The organism is Akkermansia muciniphila (assembly GCF_002884975.1).
GTDB lineage: Bacteria > Verrucomicrobiota > Verrucomicrobiia > Verrucomicrobiales > Akkermansiaceae > Akkermansia > Akkermansia muciniphila_C.
Window position 1 is genome coordinate 531,395 of sequence record NZ_PJKB01000002.1, and the last position, 17,644, is coordinate 549,038.

Genomic DNA, 17,644 nt, shown 5'->3' on the forward strand with positions numbered 1-17,644 from the left:
TGTTAGGGTGCAACCGCAACCCTGTGTCCCTGATGATGAAACTGCTTCTGATTGCTGTGCTGGTATGGTGCGGTGCTGTAGGCGCGCCGGCGGAGGAATATGCCTTTCCGGGTGAACGGGAATGGATTTCCAAGCTTGGAGACGTGGTAAAAGGCAGCTTCCAATCCTGCACGGGAAGCAAACTGGCTCTGAAAACGGGCCGGAAGCGTGTGGAAATTCCGTTGAACCGTCTGGATGAGGAAGACGCGGCGCTGGTAACTTCCCTGACGGGAACGGCGGCGCGCCGGGACCTCAAGCTGGCCGCGACGCTCTGGCCGTTCCTGATGAAAGAGCTGGAAAAAGTAACGTGGACGACGGTAGAAAAGGACATCTCCCCCCGGTACAATGAAACGGCCCGGAAAAACCCCGGCGGAACCTTGACCGGAAACAGGAAAATTGACGGCCTGGCCTGTACCTCCTCTCTCTCCGCCATCAAGGGGCCTCCGTTCCGCATCCAGGAATATTACCGTCCGCAGAACCGGCCGGAAAGCGCACGGGGTCAGAAAAGCTTTGACATGGTTCTGGACCAGGGGAGCCTTTCCGTTTACTACGATGCCGGAACCGGTTTGCTGGCCCCTTCAACATACATGCCCGAAGAACGGACGGAAATGCGCGGCCCCGTTTCATCTCTGCTTCCTGCGGGTGAAAAAATCGCCGCAAGGGAAACGAAATCCTACAGCAACATGGACTATTCCCTAGTCATGGAAGCCCGCCCCGTCAAGGGAGCTTACGAGACGTGCAAACCCAACTCTTTGGGAAGAAAGAAACTGGCCATGTACTGGAATACGGAGGGTAAAATGGTCTGCGGCGTCATCAAGCTGGAATACGACAACATGTGCGTGGCCGCCCTGTTTGATGACCAGCGGAAGCTGATGAACGCTCCGGGACTGGGATATGCCGTGATTCTCTCCCGCCTGGACAAAAAGGGCAGGGATTCCAAGGGGCAGGACGGTCACTACTATCACGTGGCGCTGGCCGCGGACGGTTTGCCCGTGTACCACCATGAAGGCCCGGAGACTGAGGCGGACCTTGATCCCCTGCATTACGGAAAACTCCGTGATTCAGAAAAGAAAGCGGCGCTGGCGGAGGAAAGAAAACGTGAGCGGGCATTACGCGCCAGGCAGGAAGCCCGTCAGCGCCTGGTGGAGTCCGCCAGAAAGCGGAGGGAATAGGCCTGCGCTTCCGGCGTCTGGCGGCCTGTTGAATTTACTCCTCGGAAAGATGGTCCGGATGGATGGAGTAGTGGCCGGGGGCATCCAGCGTTTCAATGAGGGCCATGTCTTCCCCGTCCAGGGAGAAGTCAAAGACGTCTAAATTAGCACGGATTCTGTCCGCATGCATGGATTTGGGAAGGGGCACGATGCCGCGCTGCAGTTCCCAGCGCAGGCATATCTGGGCCACGGATTTTTTATGCTTGTCCGCAATGCGGCGCAGAACGGGTTCCTCCAGTACTCCGCCGCGGGCCAGGGGGCCCCATGATTCCACCAGAATTCCGTGTTCCCGGCAGAAGGCGACCGTTTCCGTCTGGTGGTACCTGGGATTGATCTCCAACTGGTTCACCATGGGCATGATGTCGGCTTCCTCCATCAGGGCTTCCAGATGGTGGGGGAGGAAGTTGCTGACGCCAATAGCCTTTACCTGGCCTTCCTTGTATAGCCGCTCCATGGCTTTCCAGGTTTCCCGGTTGAGTTTCCGGTAGTCTTCTTCATAGCCGGCGGGGATGGGCCAGTGAATCAGGTACAGGTCAAGGTAATCCATTCCAAGACGGTTCAGGGAGGCGTCAAAAGCCCCCAGCGTAGTGTCATAGCCCTGGTCCGTGTTCCAGACCTTGCTGGTGATGAAAATTTCCTCCCGCGGGACGGAGCTTTCCCTGACGGCGCGGCCCACTGTTTTTTCATTACCGTACACGCTGGCCGTGTCAATGAGGCGGTAACCCGCTTCCAGCGCGTCCAGAATGCTTCTGGCGCCCGCCGTGTCATCCGGGGCCAGGTAGGTTCCGTAACCGATGACGGGCATGGGAAGCCCGTTGCTCAGCCGCTGGGTATCTCCGGGGGAAGTAATGGTTTTCATACCCTTCATGAAGCACCCTCCGCCGGAAACGGTAAAGAGGGCGGCTTGTCATGAACGCGGCATGCGCGGCAGTGCTGCGGAAGGCGGCAGGGGGTTATTTCGCGGCCTGGAGGCAGCGGTAGTAATAGTCCACCCGGGAGATGAACCAGCTCCATTTGTAGCCGGGGCGGCCGTTGGTCATCAGCGGGGCCGGGCAGTTCTTGCCGGACCAGTAGTTGTGGGGCACCACGTTGCGCAGGGGAACGTTGTAACGCAGCATCAGCAGGGCCGCCAGCTTGGCTGTTTTATTATAGATGACCACGGGGTTGTGCGTGGTGCATTCACACATTTCAATGGCTACGGAGTATTGGTCTCCCGGCCCGGAGTGGTCCGCGTGGTGGCCCGTTTCCGTCGTGGGAATGTGCTGGTACGCGCCGAACTGGTCCACCGTGAAGTGCCAGTTCAGGCTGCGGGATTTGCCGCTGTTCAGGTAGCGGGAATGGGCGTTGGCGTCTCCCTTGGGGTTGGCGGTACTGTGGATGGTGATGAAGCGGGGCTGCATGGAAGCCGCATGCCTGCGGGCGTACGTGTTTTTGGGCATGTAGGAGACGCGGATGCCTACCTCACGGCCCATCTGGCTGGTCGTGCGGGGGACAACGGGAGCTTTTTGAATTTTAAAGGAGACGGCAGGCGGTCTCATTTTATCGTTCTGCGAGCAGCTGCAAAACGTCAGGGCGGCGAATACGGCAAGAAAGCCCGTCCAGACAGATCTATATTCCATGTGTTTGTTCTAGAAACAGCCCGGAAGGATTGCAAGCAGAATTTGGAATTAGTTCAACTGAACTAATCAAGCTGTGTCATGCTCTGCCGGTGTGCGTTGTGCGGAGTACGCCAAACGGGCCGCGCCTTCAGGGGAAGGGCGGCCCGTTTGGAAAGGATGCGGCGCCGGAAAAGTCCGGCCACGCTGCGTTATTTGAGGATTTGAGTGAGGACGTATTGCAGGATGCCGCCCGCCAGGTAGTATTCCTTTTCAATGGGCGTATCAATGCGGACGATGACGGGCACGTCAAACGCCTCCGCTCCTGCGGGCTGCACGCGCAGGGTGACCTGCTGGCGCGGCGAGATGCCGCCTTCCAGGCCCAGGATGGAGAACGTGGCGTCCTTCAGCGTGGCGACGCGGTCATAATCCGCCTTGTCCGCAAAGTTGAGGGGGAGCACGCCCATGCCGATCAGGTTGGAGCGGTGGATGCGTTCAAAGCTCTTGGTGATAACGGCTTTAACGCCCAGCAGGTTCGTTCCCTTGGCCGCCCAGTCCCGGGAGGAGCCCATGCCGTAGTCCTCCCCGCCGATGACGATGAGGGGAACGCCGTCCTGCGCGTAGGCCATGGCCGCATCGTAAATGAAGGCGGGGGCTCCTGCGGTTGCGGCTATCTTCTTGTCCGGGGCCGGAATGGCCCGGTTGCCGAAGTACAGCGTGTAGCCGCCTTCCGTACCGTCCACCATCAGGTTCTTGATGCGGACGTTGGCGAAGGTGCCGCGGGTCATGACGCGGTCATTGCCGCGCCGGGAACCGAAGGAGTTGAAGTCTTTTCTGTCAATCCCCATGCCTTGCAGGTAGAGCCCGGCGGGACCGGTTTCCCGGATGGCTCCGGCGGGGGAGATGTGGTCCGTGGTCACGGAGTCGCCGAAGATGCCCAGGGGCCGGGCGTCCCGGATGTCCGCCAGCGTGCGGGGCTGGCTGTTGAAGCCGCAGAAGAAGGGCGGGTTCTGGATGTAGGTGGAGTTTTCATTCCACTGGAAGACGGAGCCTTCCGGCGCGTACACGGCCGCCCAGCGCGGATTTTTTTCCGGCGTGATGGTGTAAAGTTCCCGGTACGCTTCCGGATTGCGGGATTTGGCGACGGCTTCCGCGATTTCCGCGGCGCTGGGCCAGATGTCTTTCAGGAAGACGGGGTTTCCGCTGCGGTCCGTGCCCAGCGGTTCCGTCTGGAAGTCAATGTCCACGCGGCCGGCCAGCGCGAAGGCGACGACCAGGGGGGGGGACATCAGGAAGTTGGTTTTAATGGAGGCGTGGATGCGGGCCTCAAAGTTGCGGTTGCCGGACAGGACGGAGGCGGCCACGATGTCATTGTCCCTGACGGCCTGTTCCAGTTCCGGATTCAGCGGACCGGAGTTGCCGATGCAGGTGGTGCAGCCGTAGCCGACTGTTTCAAAGCCGAGGGCGTCCAGGGAGTCCTGGAGCTGGTTGGCGGCAAAGTAGTCCGAGGCGATGCGGGAGCCTGGCGCGATGGACGTTTTGACGTGCGGCGGCACTTGCAGCCCCAGGGCGACCGCCTTTTTGGCCAGTAGCCCGGCAGCCAGCATCAGGCCCGGATTGGAGGTGTTGGTGCAGGAGGTGATGGCCGCGATGAGGATGCTGCCGTCTTTCAGTTCCGCCTCCTGGCTGAAGCCTTCCACCGGAACGGGAACGCCCGCCGGGGAATGCATGGCGACCTTAACGGAGGGGGATTCCTTCTTTCCGTAGCCGCCTTCCGCCGCGGGCATGCTGACCAGCTTGCGGAAGCTGTCCCTGATGGAGGTCAGGGGAATGTGATCCTGCGGGCGTTTGGGGCCGGAAACGGCGGGGTCTATGGCGGACAGGTCCAGTTCCAGCTGGTCCGTGTAGTCCAGTTCCCCGTTGCGGGGCATTCCCCACAGGCCCTGGGCCTTGAAGTAGTTTTCATACGTGGTGATGGCTTCCTCGCTCCTGCCGGTCTGGCGCAGGTACTCGGAGCAATGCTCGTCCATGGGGAAGAAGCCCATGGTGGCGCCGTATTCCGGAGCCATGTTCGCCACGGTGGCGCGGTCCGCCAGCGGAAGGGCCGCGGCGCCTTCTCCGAAGAACTCCACAAACTTGCCCACCACGCCGTGGTTACGCAGCATCTGGGTGACGTGCAGGGCCAGGTCCGTGGCGGTCACCCCTTCCCGGAGTTCTCCCGTCATGTGGACGCCCACCACTTCCGGCACCAGGAAGGTAACGGGCTGGCCGAGCATGCCGGCTTCCGCCTCAATGCCGCCCACGCCCCAGCCCACCACGCCGATGCCGTTGATCATCGTGGTGTGGGAATCCGTCCCCACTAGGGTATCCGGGAAATAAACGCCGTCCTTTTCCATGACGCCCTGCGCCAGGTATTCCAGGTTCACCTGGTGGACAATGCCCACGGAGGGCGGCACTACGGAAAAGGTATGAAAAGCCTGCTGGCCCCATTTCAGAAACTCGTAACGTTCCGCATTGCGCTGGAACTCAATGTCCAGGTTCTTTTCCAGGGCATCTGTACGGCCTGCCCAGTCCACCTGCACGGAGTGGTCCACCACCAGGTCCACGGGGACCAGCGGTTCAATGACGGAGGCGTCCTTCCCCAGTCCGGCCACGGCGGAGCGCATGGCTGCCAGGTCCACCAGCAGGGGCACGCCCGTCAGGTCCTGAAGGACGATGCGGGCCACGGTGAACGGGATTTCATAGGAGCCGGGGTTTTTGGCGTTCCAGGAGGCCAGATTGTCCACATCCTTTTCCGTCACCTTCAGGCCGTCGCAGTTGCGGAGCAGGGATTCCAGAACAATCCGGATGGAAACGGGGAGGCGGTTCAGCCGGGAGTAACCGTTTTCAGCCAGGGCTGGCAGTGAGTAAAACTGTCCCGGGGTTCCGGCTCCCGTGGTGAACGTGCTCTTGGCAATCTTGGTCATGATGCGGAATAGAGGGTTAACTGTAAACAGGCGGCTGCCCTCCTGGCAGTCGCGGGTACTATACAGTTCAAGCCTGATAAGGCAAGGACTCTGTGTGACGGGGACGGATTTTTCCCGTTCGCGCCGGCATCGGGAATTCCTTTTCCTGCCGCCCGCAGCCGTGCTTCTCCGTCATTTTATCGGTGAGGGGAGCCCTAACTGCCGGAAGAGACAGGAAAAACTTGTACACGCATGCGATTTTGTTTAGATAGGAACGAATAGCGTGCGGCGTTCCGTCTGTTCGCACCCCCCAATACGAATCAAACTGAATTGAAAAATATGCCTGAATCACAGCAACCAAACAATACACTTGCCATTTTGGCCCTCGTTTTTGCCGTTTTGTGCAGCCTCGTGGGTCTTATTCTGGGCATCATCGGCCTCAACAAATATCCGGACAAGAGCAACGGCAAGACGATGAGCCTTATTGCCGTAATCGTCAGCGTCGTTCTGATGCTGATTGGAGCGGGGACGGCGGTAGCCCGCTAAAAGTCCTCACCAGTCTCGTGAATTCAAGGCTTGCGGAGAAAGGAATGTCCGCAGGCCTTTTTCATGGCATGAAACTGTTCCTCCTGTACCTGGCGCTGCTGGCTGCGGCGTGCGCGGTGCTCCTGCTGGCGGGTGATTCGTCCCGGTCCGGCTGGTTGCCGGAGTGCCTTTTTTATAAAACGACGGGGTTTCTTTGCTACGGCTGCGGCTCCACCAGGGCCCTGTACGCCCTGCTTCACGGCCATTGGCTGGATTCCCTGCGGTACAACGTGCTGCTGGTCCCCACGCTCGCCTGGCTGGGAACGCTGTTCTTCATCCGGGACAGAGCCCTGTTCACCAGGGTGCTGGTTGCGGGAGCGGCCGTGCTTGTTTTGTTTACCGTGGTACGCAATATTCCCTTGGGGTGAGAGGTTGTTTTTTTCTTTATTTTTCATCTCTTCCGCCCATGCCGTAAGGATGGAGAATGCGTCATGAAACATTGAAAATAAGTTCGCGGCATTGTCCAATCCTGTGAAAGGGATGAAAGATAATGAATGCGAAAAAAACCTTGTCAATCATGGCCGGGGTGCTGGCCCTGGCTTCCTGTGCAGGACCGCAGGAAGAAAATTTGCGGATGGTGCCTTTAACCGGATCTACGACGATGCCCATGACCTCTTACGGACCCCGTACGAGGGTGGTGGTGGCCGGAGTGGATTATACGGAAGTTCATGACGAGTGGATGAACCAGGACATCATGAAAAAGGCCACGTCCGGCAACACGCACGTGGTGATCAGCAGGGCCCGCCAGAGGGGGCAGCTCATGGTGGGGGATGAAGTGGCCATGGATTTCCCCGTCTGCCTGGGTATGCCTTCCCACCGGACTCCCGTAGGGAATTTCCGTATTACGGAAAAGGCGGTGCATCACGTTTCCAATTTGTATGATGCCTCCATGCCCTACTTCATGCGTCTGACGGACGGCGGCATCGGCATGCATGTGGGCCCCGTTTTCATGACGCCGCAATCTCACGGATGCATCCGCATGACCCGCTCTTCCTGCGTGCCGCTTTTTAAAACCGTTAAAGTAGGTACGCCTGTCAAGATTGTGCCGTGACGCGGAGGCTGGCTGAGGCGCCCGGAGCATTTCCGGCTGGATGGCGGAATTTCTACATTCTTTTTGGAAGTGCGGAAAATCCTGTCAGGAAAAAATGTTATGTGTCTCCATTATAATTTTTATTATAAGTCTAATATAATAAATTTCATGGATGAATGGGACCGTTAAAATAAAAAACTCATTTTTTTACACAAAACGGGTTTGGCTGCCGCTATCTCACATGAAAGGCACGAAGATGAACGGCCATTCCCGCAAGTCGTATTGCCCCAACAACCCAAACCTTCCATGTTTTGCTGCCGGTTGAACGGTTTCCGTCTCCCGGCAGCGGCATGGACGGAGGGCGCGCCGTTTTGGTACGCAGAAAGGCCGCGGCATGAATGCGCTGCTGTTCAGCGTGTGACGCCCCGGCCATGGTGAACCGCCCGGCTCTTTAATATCTTATAATACTGGCCCTTTCCCTGTTGCGGGCGGGGCAGGTGGGGTGCACTGGCGGTTTTCCCGCAGGCTACCTGCCTTTTTCTTCCCTGCGCAGTTGAGGGAGGTACTTCCCGTAGCCCTGTGCCTCCATGTCCTGTTCGGGGATGAACTTCAGGGAGGCGCTGTTAATGCAGTAGCGCAGGCCGCCGCGGTCCTTCGGTCCGTCCGTGAAGACGTGGCCCAGGTGGGCGTCCCCCGTGGCGCTGCGGACTTCCGTACGGCTCATGCCATGGGAAAGATCCTGCTTTTCCTGAATCAGTTCTCCCTTGATGGGCCGGGAAAAGCTGGGCCAGCCGCAGCCGGAATCAAACTTGTCCGTGGAAAGGAAAAGGGGTTCCCCGGTGGTGATATCCACATAAATGCCGGGCTTGTCATTATTGAAGTATTCATTGCGGAAGGGGGCCTCCGTGGCATTCTTCCGCGTGACTGCAAATTGCTCCGGCGTCAGGGTGCGGCGCAGCTCTTCGTCAGATTTTTTCCGGTAGGCGGGCGCGGCTTCCCGTGCCTGGGCGGCCTGCTGGAACTTGGCGGGCGGAATGTGGCAGTAGCCGCCGGGGTGGTTGTCCAGATAGCGCTGATGATAATTTTCCGCCCGTGAAAACTGGCGGAGGGGCTGGGCTTCAATAGCCAGGGGCTGCTTGAATTGCTCCTGAAGCCGTTTCAGGGACGCTTCTATTACCGGCTTATCCTTCTCATCCGTGTAATAAATGCCCGTGCGGTATTGAACGCCCCTGTCATTCCCCTGCCTGTTGACGGAAATGGGGTCAATGATGGAGTAATATTGTTCCAGCAGGAAGGGAAGGCTGACTTCTTCCGGGTCAAACACCACTTTCACCGTCTCCGCGTGGCCCGTGCCTCCGGTACAGACTTCCTCATACGTGGGGGCGGCTGTGGAGCCGTTGGCATATCCCACCTCCGTTTCCTTGACGCCGGGAATCAGGGAGAAAAACTTTTCCACCCCCCAGAAACAGCCTCCTGCCAGATAAATCGTCTTCAAATCCTTATTGTCCATATGATGTCTGTTATTGTTGGCTGCCCGGCCGCTTTCTCCGCAGGAAAAAAGGGCCAGCATAGCTGCTGCGGCCAGAATGGCGCATGCCAGTCCGGCCAGGGTCCATGGTCCGTGGTAAATACGTTTCATAAACGCTGTATAGAGTCGCCTTCCGGTCAGGGAGCATCCGGCTCCCGGGCTGAAGAACCTGCCGGTCCACAGCTTTTCAGGGAAGATGAAGGATTAGACAATGCAGGGCCTGTTCCGTTCGATGGTTGTGTCAACGCCGTCTCCGGCTCCGCAGGTTCTTCCGGCTGCATCGTGTTTTTCAGCCACTGGTAAACCGCCCGGTCGGCGGCGTCCGGTTTTCTGCTCGTCTGCATGCGGAACCCGTACCTGGTCTCAAAATTGAAAACCGCCAGGGAAGGACTCAGGCCGATAGAAAGTCCGTCCATCCGTATTTCCACTTCCTGCGGGGCATGGGTAGTGAAGTCAAGGCGCCCGGCATTACTGACGGAGCCCGCATAGTGCTCCAGGAAAGGCTGGATGCCGGACAGGAAGGAGGAGTCCAGGGCCATGGGATGATTTTCCGGGGAAGAAGCTTTCCTGATAAGAATTGCGGGAGGCGCTGTGTCGGAATGAGCGGCTCTCAGCGTATTCAGCGGAACGTTCCACAAAAAGGAGAACAGTCCCGTGCCCAGGAGAAAGAGGGGAACGGCCAGGACGGCAATCCATTTGCCCGGCTTGTTTCCTGGTTGTTGACGGGACCGTCTTCCGCTCATGAAGGATAACATGACATAATGTTCCATGGGGGTCCATGAAAGAATTGAACCGTGGAGCAGAGGAAAAATCCCGTCCTTGCATCAGGGGATTTTGCGCCATCACAGGGATAACATGAAAAATGCACGTTGGAAATCCTGTATAATATCATCAGGGCCCAGTACAATTTATGAAAAGAGAGCCGATTTTATCTCCGTTTTTTTTATTTTTCATTTTTTTAATGTTTGCCGCGAATTTGTCCCTTGCGGAAAAATATCCTTCACTGGACGTTCCGGAGGACATCCCTCTTCAAGTAAGGGAGGCTTCTTCCCCTCAGTCCCCCTACTCAGGAGGCCATTCCGTAAAGCAGGCTGTGGACGGTTCTCTGGAATCCGCTAACTGGCATGTTCCCGGAGCACGGCATGTGGAGGGGGAATTTGTATTTGAAGTGCCGGACACCATTCATTACATCACCTTTTCCGGAGCCAATTTCAATGAAGTTTCCGTGTCTGCCATGTCCGGCTCATCGTGGAAGAACCTTGGAAAGTTTGATATGGGCGGCTCCAAAATGATCAGGTTTAAAAACCCTCTTCAGAAAGTTCAAAAAATCAAGATGGAGGTTGATTACCCTGAAGGAGCTTCCCCGGCGTTTACCGTACGGGAGATCAGTTTTTACAAAAAGGCGGAATCCACGCTCAACCGGCAATTGCTGAAGGTGTTCAGAGACACGAGCTGTTCCTCCATCAATCCCCGGTGCACTCTGGCAGACCTTAAGGCGCTTCCGGAGTTTTTGCAGCTTATTGCGCGGAAAGTGAAATCCGGCGCCTATGAAGACAAGGAATTCCGCATTGCATCCTACAAGGCTTACAGCCATCCGGAGTTTGCCGCCAAGGTGAGAAATATCAATGCCCTGAACAAATTTGACAATCCCACCGGAATTGTTGCGGAGAAAGGAGACGAAATTCTTGTATTCGTGGGCCCCACCCATGGAGAGGATATTGGACTGGCTTCCGTTTCCCCGGCGGGAATCGAATCTTCCACCTATCCCCTGAATGAAGGAGTAAACAAAATCAAAATCAACCGTTCGGGGTTGCTTTATGTGATGTACCACACTGATATCAGCACGCCCAAAAAGCCTGTGACGGTGCACATCCCCGTGGGCAGCGGGATGGTGAACGGGTATTTTGACGTGGCGAGGCACACGGACAAGGACTGGAAGCGTATGATCGGCAAGGCCCCCCACAGCATGTTCGACATCGTGGGGCGGTATTCCATGATGATCCTTCACACGGAATATCTGAAGGCTTACAGCCCGGATTCCATCGCGAAATCCGTCAGGGTGTGGGATGAGAGCGTCAGGGCCATGTGGAAAATCATGGGCTTTGACAAATATCCCCAGCCGCATAACAACCGGCAGCTTGGAGTTTCCGTGGAAGGCGGAGCCCATATGTTCGCCACTTGGTATTACTGCGGCTACAGCGTCGGAGATCAGGGAAATACGTTGAAAAATGAAGTGATCTCCCCCGGCGTCCTTCAGGGGAACCGCCTCTGGGGATTCGGGCATGAAGTCGGCCACTGCTACCAGCATCCGTTCAACTGGCGCAGCATGTCTGAAAGCTCCAATAACTTCTTCGCCCAGTTGATCCTGGACCAGGTGACCAACCCCATTAACGGCAATGAACTGGCCTCCGACATGGAAAACCCGTGCAAGTACCTGCTGTCAGAGGCGGTAAAGGGCCTGCCGTTCCATGATCTGAACGGCTGGGCCAAGTGGGGTTTTGCTCAATATTCCTTCTACCTGTATTTCCATAAGCTGGGCATCAACCCGGAATTTTATCCTGCGCTGTTTGAATCATTGCGCCGCAAGCCGCTTTCCAGGCAGGCGTATGAGGTTTCCGAGGCCCATCTGGCCCTGTATGAACGCATCTGCAATGTCAGCAGGACGGACTTTACTGATGACTTTGAAATTTTCAATTGGTTCGTTCCGATTGACCACAAAGGGAACCAGTATGGGGAATACAGCTTCAAGATGACGGAGGAAATGGCTCGCGCCTCCAAGGCCCGGATCGCCGCCAGGCGGTACCCCAAGCCGAAATTCCGTATCGCCTTCCTGCACCAGCATGGGAAAACGGTCGATTTGTGGGGACAGAACCTGCATGGTTCCCAGCTCAACGGGTATTGGACCAAATACAAGCAGAACGCGAAGCTCAGCCCGTCCGTGAGCGCCTCCAAAAAGGACAGCATGATTATCGTGCGGAATGGGGAAAATGCGGCCGCTTTCTGCGTAGTGACCAACGGAAAGGTGGTGGGTTATTATGACCGCCAGAAGTTTGACGTTTCCGGCGTGGATTGGAATGATACCTCCAAGGTGTACGCCATTCCGATTCAGACTGCGGAACCCTATAAGCTGATTTATTCCGCCACGCGCTCCTGACCTGGTTCCGGAGATTAGCGAAAGCCCCTTCCGGAAAATCTTTTCCGGAAGGGGCCGGGCGTTGGGGCGTCCTGTTATTCGGGCGCCTTGAAGTTGTACACGGGCCTGATGCGTTCCACGATTTCCGCCGTTTCATGGATGTTGCCCAGCACGCTTTCTCCATCCTTGTAGGCCATCGGCGCTTCATCCAGCGTAGCGCGGGAGACGCAGGTGGAGAAAATGCCCTGCATGGAAGCTTCGAATTCCTCTAGGGAAAGGTTGGCTTTGGCCTTTTTGCGGGACATGCTGCGGCCTGCGCCGTGCGGGGAGGAGGAATTGAATTCCTCATTCCCCCTGCCAATGCAGATGACAGAGCCGTCCCGCATGTTCAGGGGAACGATGAGTTTTTCTCCAAGTCCGGCCCGGACGGCCCCCTTGCGGATGACGTTGTCTTCCGCAATGTAGTTGTGCACGGTGTCGAAGATTTCAAGGTCCGCGGCATCGTCCAGCAGCTCATGCAGCATCACGCGGCGGTTCAGGGCGGCGAAGCGCTGGGCCACCTTCATGTCCCGCATGTAGTTCAGCGTATCTTCTCCCTGCAGGTAGCAGAGGCCTTTCTTGCGTTCCTTGAGATAGGCGTCCGGGCAAGTGGCCACGGCAATCTTCTGGTAGCGTTCCGCAATTTTCAGGCCGAAGTTGCGGGAACCGGAGTGGATGCACAGGAAGGCGTGTTCCGTACCCTGCGCTATTTCAATGAAGTGGTTGCCGCCGCCCAGGGAACCCACGGAGCGGCGGTGCCTGTCTTTCTCCGTTCTCAGCACATCCACGCAGATGCGGGAGATTTCTTCATCCAGTTCCGGATCGTCCAGCAGGGCTTGGTGGACGGAAGAGCGGGCGTGCATGCCGGACGGGATGCGTTCGCGCAGCCGCGCGTCAAACCGGGAGAAATCCGGCACGCCTGCCAGCCTGGCCGTAAGCACCCCGCAGCCGATGTCCACGCCGATCAGGTTGGGAATCACCTTGTCCGTTTTCAGTTCAGCGGTGAAGCCGATGACGCAGCCGGCTCCGGCATGCACGTCCGGCATGATGCGCACCCGGCTTCCTTCAAAGGCGGGGTGGTTGCAGACGTCCCTGATCTGGGTGCGGGCCAGGTCTTCCAGTTCATCCGTGAACACGCGGGCTTCCGTGTATTTTCCGTCGATGGTGATCATGGTTTTATTTTCTTTTGGTTGAAGGGCGGGGGCCGCGGAAAGCGGCGCTGCGCCCTGTGACTCCGTTACCATAGCGCATTTACTGACTCTTGCATTATGCAAGTATTCATATAATATGACTTTAAAGTTATGTTTGAGCACCTTTTCGCAGAACGGGGGCTGTCCCTGGACCGCCTGAAAACCCTGATAGAAGTGGCCAAGGCGGGGAGTATTGCCGCCGCCGCGCGCGGGGACAGTGCGCGGCAAAGCCTGTATTCCCGCCAGATCAAGGAATTGGAGGAATTCTTCGGCGTGGAGCTGGCGGGCCGCCGCGGGAAAGTGCTGGCGCTTACCAGGTCCGGCTGGGAGCTGGTGCGCCTGGCCAGCGAAAGCCTGTGCCTGCTGGATGATTTCAAAAGCCGGAGCCGGAACCTGCCCTACCGGTTCACCATCGGCGCCGGGGACAGCCTGCACGCGTGGGTGGTTGCTCCCGTGCTTGCGGACATCCAGCGGAGCGGCCTGCCGTGGCTGTTCGCGCTGGAGAACCTCCGCAACAGTGAAATTCCCCTCAAGCTTCAGAACATGGATGTGGACTTCGGCATCGTGCGCACCAGCGCGCTGGCGGCGGAAGGGCTGGAAAGCCGGGCCATCTGCTCCATGGATTATGCGCTGTACGTGCCTGCGGCCCTGGCCGGAAAAAAGGTGCGGGGAAGGGATGAGGATTTTTCCCTCCTGCTGGGCATGTTCCCCCTGGCTACGCTGGGGAGCGGTTCCGGCTTCCATGCCTCGCTGAAACGGAATTGCGCGGAATTCGGCATCAGTCTGCGGGTGCAGTGTGAAACGCAGTCCTTCCCCTTTGCGGCGCGCATGCTGAAAAGCGGGGCGTTCATGGCGGTTCTCCCCTGCATGGCGGAGGCGGAGCTGGGCGGGGGATTCGTCAAGGTCACCCATCCTGCGCTGGACAGGCTGTCCCGCAGTATTTCCTTGGCCTGGAATCCCCGCCTGCTGCGCGTGAGGCCTTCCGCCCGGCGCGTGATTGACGTTTTTTCCGCTCCGGAACGGAAATAGCGGAAGGAAAATCAATCCGAATCCACGCCAAGCTTGTTCTTCCGGTAGTGGTCCAGGGAAATGCGGTAGAAGTACACGATCGCCAGCAGGTTCAGCAATGCTCCTGTGCCAAAGGCCCAGTTCAGGTTCAGGTACGCGTAAATCTTGCCCCCGAAGAACATGCCCGTGCCCACCCCGATGTCAAAGGCCGTGAAGAACGTGGAATTGACGGCTCCCCGGTGCCCGCGGTCCGCCATGTTCAGCTTCATGGTCTGGAAGGTGGGGATAAAGATGCCGAAGCCGAAGCCGATGAGGATGGCGGACGTGTAGTAAACCCATTCCAGCGGAGCGAGCGCCAGCGCGCCGAAGCTGACGGTCAGGATGCTCAGGGAGATGACGGAAAGCTCCGCTACGCGCCCGCGGTCGATTTGCCTGCCCACCATGAACCGGGAGACCAGCATGCCCAGCCCCATCAGCGCGTAAAACAGCCCGGCGTACTTGAAGCCGTACATTTTCCCGTACAGGGCGGAGTAAACGGCCACCACCCCGTAGGAAAAGGAAGCGATCATCACGTTCACCGCCAGCGGAATGCCCACGCGCAGCACCAGGCGGTCCAGCACCTTTTTGGGCGTTTCCTGCACGGGTTCCTGGACGGGGCGTTTGGGCGCGCGGATGAGGGAGGCGATTCCAGCCCCGGCCAGGCACAGCACCAGGGAGCTCCACGTAATTACGTAAAAGCCGTATACCTGGTATACCTGGAGGCCGATGACGGGTCCCAGGCACATGCCCAGCGTCATCGTCATGCCGAAAAAGCCCAGGCCCTCCCCGCGGCGGGAAGGGGGGATGATATCCACGGCCATCGTCGGACCGGAGGTGGTCATGCCGCCCCAGATCAGGCCCTGCACGAAGCGCGTCAGGAAAAACGCCAGGGCGGTGGCGGCCACGGCATACCCTGAAAAGGACAGGGCCAGCAGGATGTAAACCGTGATGTAAATCTTCTTGCGGTCTCCGGTGTCCACCCGGTGCGCGAACCAGGGGCGGGAAATGATGGCGGCCAGCACGTAAATGGACATGATCCAGCCCAGCCAGCCGGAGGAAACCTGCAATTGACCCGTCAAATACAGCGGGAGCACGGGCACCAGTTCAAAAAAGGCCAGTCCCATCATCAGGTTGGCGCAGCAGGCCAGGATGTAGTCCCGCGTCCAGAGAGGCACTTTGATGGGCGGTGCGGTTTCCGCCGCCAATTCATCTCTGGTCCGGGTCATGCAGGGGTTGTACAGCCATCGGCAAAAGTTTCAAACGGTTGACGTGTCATGCCGCTGGGGGAAGTGGGGAAAGGCGCTTCGCGGATTCCTTTTTTGAAAAATTATCTGTCTTTACAGGAAAAGCTTACACCAAGCAGGGTGCCTCTTCCGTCAATAGCGTCCAGATAATCAAACACCTCTCCGCAGGGAGTTTCATCCTCAACGAGGAAAATGAACGCCCTGTGCTGGCGGATATCGGCATTTGCCATGCGGGCAAAGGCTTGAACATCGTTTTTCCGGCGTTCATCGTTGCCCTCGTCACGGATATGCCAGTGAATGAGCGGGTAGGGGTCTCTTCCCGAACAAGAGGATTGGATAAATTCCACGAAGGGATAGGAAGGTTCGGTGGAGGGAGCTTTTTTAACAGAAATAGAGACATTTTCCCGGCAAGGATGTTCCATAATGGAGCCTTCCGGAAGGCCCAGAATAGTGCAATCAATGTCTTTTAGACATTCCAAGTCAATACTTTCAGGCGTAATTGCAGTTCTGGGATAGTCACAGCAAAGAACATTGGCGAACGCAGGCGCCACAACATCGTCCTTGCGCAGGCGGATATCATTCACGCCGCGTTCGTAAGCTTCTTGCAACCCCTTGCGGACACAGGACCAGGGAAGAAGAGGATTGTCCAGATTGATCGTCAGTATCCGTTCAGAGGCCGGTTCCATTTTCCATTCCATGACGGAACCGGGCAGTTCCGAAGCGTTCAGGACGATTTCTCCAGGCAATAAGGCAGGTTCCTCTTTGGAACACGTTCCAAGCAAAAGGCAGGCACAGCATGAGAAAAGGAGGGGAAGATGGCGGAACATCAAGGAAGGAGTTGGGATTAAGGGGCATGGGAAATGTATGTCCTTGTTTAGATAAATTCATATTCCGTTGAAAATCAAGTTAATTCGTTAGAGAAAAATAGTTCTGGACCGATGGCAGCCGGAACCCGGATGCTCTGTCGCTCCTTCCGGAACATGCCTTCTTTTTTGCGTGCAGGGCCGCGCAGGAGTGGTAGGGTACAGGGTATGAGCGTAATAACCAAGCGTGGAGACAGCGGAGAAACGGACCTGATGTTCGGCAAACGGAGCCCAAAGACGGCCCCGCGCATTGAAGCTTACGGAACGGTGGATGAACTGAATTCCCTGATCGGCGTGGTGCGGCATTCCGGGGTGAGTCCCCGGACGGTGGAGATGCTGGACGGCGTTCAGGCGCGCCTGGTGGGCGCCATGGGGGAACTGGCCACGCTGGAGGAAGATCTTCCCAAGTATGATGAAAAGGGCTATGCCCGCATTACGGCGGAGGACGTGGCCTGGCTGGAGGAACAGGCCCACCTGCTGGAGAAGGAATGCGACATCCGTTTCAAGGGGTGGGCACGTCCCGGCAAGGAGGGTTCCCTGGGCGCCGCGCAACTGGACCTGGCCCGGTCCGTCTGCCGCCGTGCGGAACGCCGGGTGGTGGCGCTGAGGCTGGATAATGCCTTGAGCAACGTGAACACGGCCCTCTTCCTGAACCGCCTTTCCGACCTCTGCTGGGTTCTAGCCCGCTTTGAAGCGCTGGACGCCGTGGAAAAGGCGGAAGACTGAACAGGATATTTCCGCCATCCTCTTTTGCCGGGAGAGCGGAAGATTGAAAAAGGGTGTTTGCGGAGTAGGCCAGAAGCTTTTATTCCTTGAACTTCTGCCTATGCAGAAATTCAAGGAAGGAGGGATTTGTGGCGGGAAGTTTGTCCCTTTCCTGGATTTTCTCGTATATGCGCATATACATTCCCAGGCCGTCTCCGCCGCATATATGGCCGCCTGTCATGCGGCGTTTTGTCCCGCTGCCGTCCAGGAGAACAATGGTTCCGCTCAGAGGATGAAGGATGCTGTAATGGCTGTCAAACCCGATACCGTATGCGGCTGTTCCATCGGTGAATTCCAGCGTGGATACGTTAAAAAATGTTTCCTGATGGTTTTTTGCGAGGTCCAAATCTCTGTCGCATCTCCAGAGGAGGGCGGGAATGGAAAGAAAATAGAGTCCGGCGGCGGCCAGAATCAGCACGGAAAGAAGCAG

The 17,644-nt window shown here is 57.5% G+C and carries 16 protein-coding genes; 7 read left to right on the forward strand and 9 right to left on the reverse strand.

Annotated features, from left to right (window positions below; genetic code table 11):
* Nucleotides 1-32: 32 nt before the first annotated feature.
* Nucleotides 33-1,211, forward strand: coding sequence for a hypothetical protein (locus tag CXU21_RS08365; protein WP_146017023.1), 1,179 nt, complete (start codon nucleotides 33-35; stop codon nucleotides 1,209-1,211).
* 34 nt (nucleotides 1,212-1,245) lie between these two features.
* On the opposite strand, the gene CXU21_RS08370 is transcribed toward CXU21_RS08365, so the two are convergent.
* The 3 genes from CXU21_RS08370 to acnA all read right to left on the reverse strand — a co-directional run bounded on the left by CXU21_RS08370 (nucleotide 1,246) and on the right by acnA (nucleotide 5,811).
* The gene (locus CXU21_RS08370) at nucleotides 1,246-2,109 is read right to left on the reverse strand and encodes an aldo/keto reductase (protein ID WP_102725712.1); all 864 of its coding nucleotides are present in this window, start codon (nucleotides 2,107-2,109) and stop codon (nucleotides 1,246-1,248) included.
* Nucleotides 2,110-2,203: 94 nt separating this feature from the next.
* Nucleotides 2,204-2,869 (reverse strand): peptidoglycan recognition protein family protein, encoded by a 666-nt coding sequence (locus CXU21_RS08375; protein WP_102725713.1) that lies wholly within the window; start codon nucleotides 2,867-2,869, stop codon nucleotides 2,204-2,206.
* Nucleotides 2,870-3,057: 188 nt separating this feature from the next.
* Entirely contained in the window at nucleotides 3,058-5,811 is a 2,754-nt protein-coding gene (gene acnA / locus CXU21_RS08380; protein WP_102725714.1) for an aconitate hydratase AcnA, read from the reverse strand.
* A gap of 318 nt (nucleotides 5,812-6,129) precedes the next feature.
* On the opposite strand from acnA, the gene CXU21_RS08385 reads away from it, so the two are divergent.
* The 3 genes from CXU21_RS08385 to CXU21_RS08395 all read left to right on the forward strand — a co-directional run bounded on the left by CXU21_RS08385 (nucleotide 6,130) and on the right by CXU21_RS08395 (nucleotide 7,426).
* Nucleotides 6,130-6,336: a hypothetical protein gene (locus CXU21_RS08385; protein WP_102714921.1), complete on the forward strand. Its 207-nt coding sequence runs from the start codon at nucleotides 6,130-6,132 to the stop codon at nucleotides 6,334-6,336.
* Nucleotides 6,337-6,404: 68 nt separating this feature from the next.
* Nucleotides 6,405-6,743, forward strand: a complete 339-nt coding sequence (locus tag CXU21_RS08390) for a DUF2752 domain-containing protein (RefSeq protein WP_180972732.1) — start codon at nucleotides 6,405-6,407, stop codon at nucleotides 6,741-6,743.
* A gap of 233 nt (nucleotides 6,744-6,976) precedes the next feature.
* Nucleotides 6,977-7,426 carry a L,D-transpeptidase gene (locus CXU21_RS08395; RefSeq protein ID WP_180972733.1) on the forward strand — a complete coding sequence of 150 codons (450 nt, stop codon included), beginning with the start codon at nucleotides 6,977-6,979 and terminating at the stop codon, nucleotides 7,424-7,426.
* 505 nt (nucleotides 7,427-7,931) lie between these two features.
* Here the strand turns inward: CXU21_RS08395 and msrB are convergent.
* Entirely contained in the window at nucleotides 7,932-9,044 is a 1,113-nt protein-coding gene (gene msrB, locus CXU21_RS08400; protein ID WP_102725717.1) for a peptide-methionine (R)-S-oxide reductase MsrB, read from the reverse strand.
* 26 nt (nucleotides 9,045-9,070) lie between these two features.
* Nucleotides 9,071-9,676 carry a hypothetical protein gene (locus CXU21_RS08405; protein WP_146017024.1) on the reverse strand — a complete coding sequence of 202 codons (606 nt, stop codon included), beginning with the start codon at nucleotides 9,674-9,676 and terminating at the stop codon, nucleotides 9,071-9,073.
* 218 nt (nucleotides 9,677-9,894) lie between these two features.
* Between CXU21_RS08405 and CXU21_RS08410 the strand changes: the two genes are divergently transcribed.
* Complete coding sequence (locus tag CXU21_RS08410) at nucleotides 9,895-12,087, forward strand: M60 family metallopeptidase (RefSeq protein ID WP_180972734.1); 2,193 nt, start codon at nucleotides 9,895-9,897, stop codon at nucleotides 12,085-12,087.
* Between the two features lie 74 nt (nucleotides 12,088-12,161).
* On the opposite strand, the gene CXU21_RS08415 is transcribed toward CXU21_RS08410, so the two are convergent.
* Nucleotides 12,162-13,277 (reverse strand): RtcB family protein, encoded by a 1,116-nt coding sequence (locus tag CXU21_RS08415; protein ID WP_102725914.1) that lies wholly within the window; start codon nucleotides 13,275-13,277, stop codon nucleotides 12,162-12,164.
* A gap of 129 nt (nucleotides 13,278-13,406) precedes the next feature.
* On the opposite strand from CXU21_RS08415, the gene CXU21_RS08420 reads away from it, so the two are divergent.
* Nucleotides 13,407-14,324, forward strand: a complete 918-nt coding sequence (locus tag CXU21_RS08420) for a LysR family transcriptional regulator (RefSeq protein WP_102725720.1) — start codon at nucleotides 13,407-13,409, stop codon at nucleotides 14,322-14,324.
* Between the two features lie 11 nt (nucleotides 14,325-14,335).
* Here the strand turns inward: CXU21_RS08420 and CXU21_RS08425 are convergent, their stop codons facing one another.
* Both CXU21_RS08425 and CXU21_RS08430 read right to left on the reverse strand, forming a co-directional pair.
* On the reverse strand, nucleotides 14,336-15,568 hold the full coding sequence (locus CXU21_RS08425; RefSeq protein ID WP_102725721.1) for an MFS transporter: 1,233 nt from the start codon (nucleotides 15,566-15,568) through the stop codon (nucleotides 14,336-14,338).
* 101 nt (nucleotides 15,569-15,669) lie between these two features.
* On the reverse strand, nucleotides 15,670-16,284 hold the full coding sequence (locus CXU21_RS08430; protein ID WP_146017025.1) for a hypothetical protein: 615 nt from the start codon (nucleotides 16,282-16,284) through the stop codon (nucleotides 15,670-15,672).
* 333 nt (nucleotides 16,285-16,617) lie between these two features.
* Here CXU21_RS08430 and CXU21_RS08435 point away from each other — a divergent pair, with 333 nt between their 5' ends.
* The gene (locus CXU21_RS08435; protein WP_180972735.1) at nucleotides 16,618-17,175 is read left to right on the forward strand and encodes a cob(I)yrinic acid a,c-diamide adenosyltransferase; all 558 of its coding nucleotides are present in this window, start codon (nucleotides 16,618-16,620) and stop codon (nucleotides 17,173-17,175) included.
* A gap of 79 nt (nucleotides 17,176-17,254) precedes the next feature.
* Here CXU21_RS08435 and CXU21_RS08440 read toward each other — a convergent pair whose 3' ends face one another.
* Nucleotides 17,255-17,632, reverse strand: a complete 378-nt coding sequence (locus tag CXU21_RS08440) for a hypothetical protein (RefSeq protein WP_146017026.1) — start codon at nucleotides 17,630-17,632, stop codon at nucleotides 17,255-17,257.
* Nucleotides 17,633-17,644: the final 12 nt, after the last annotated feature.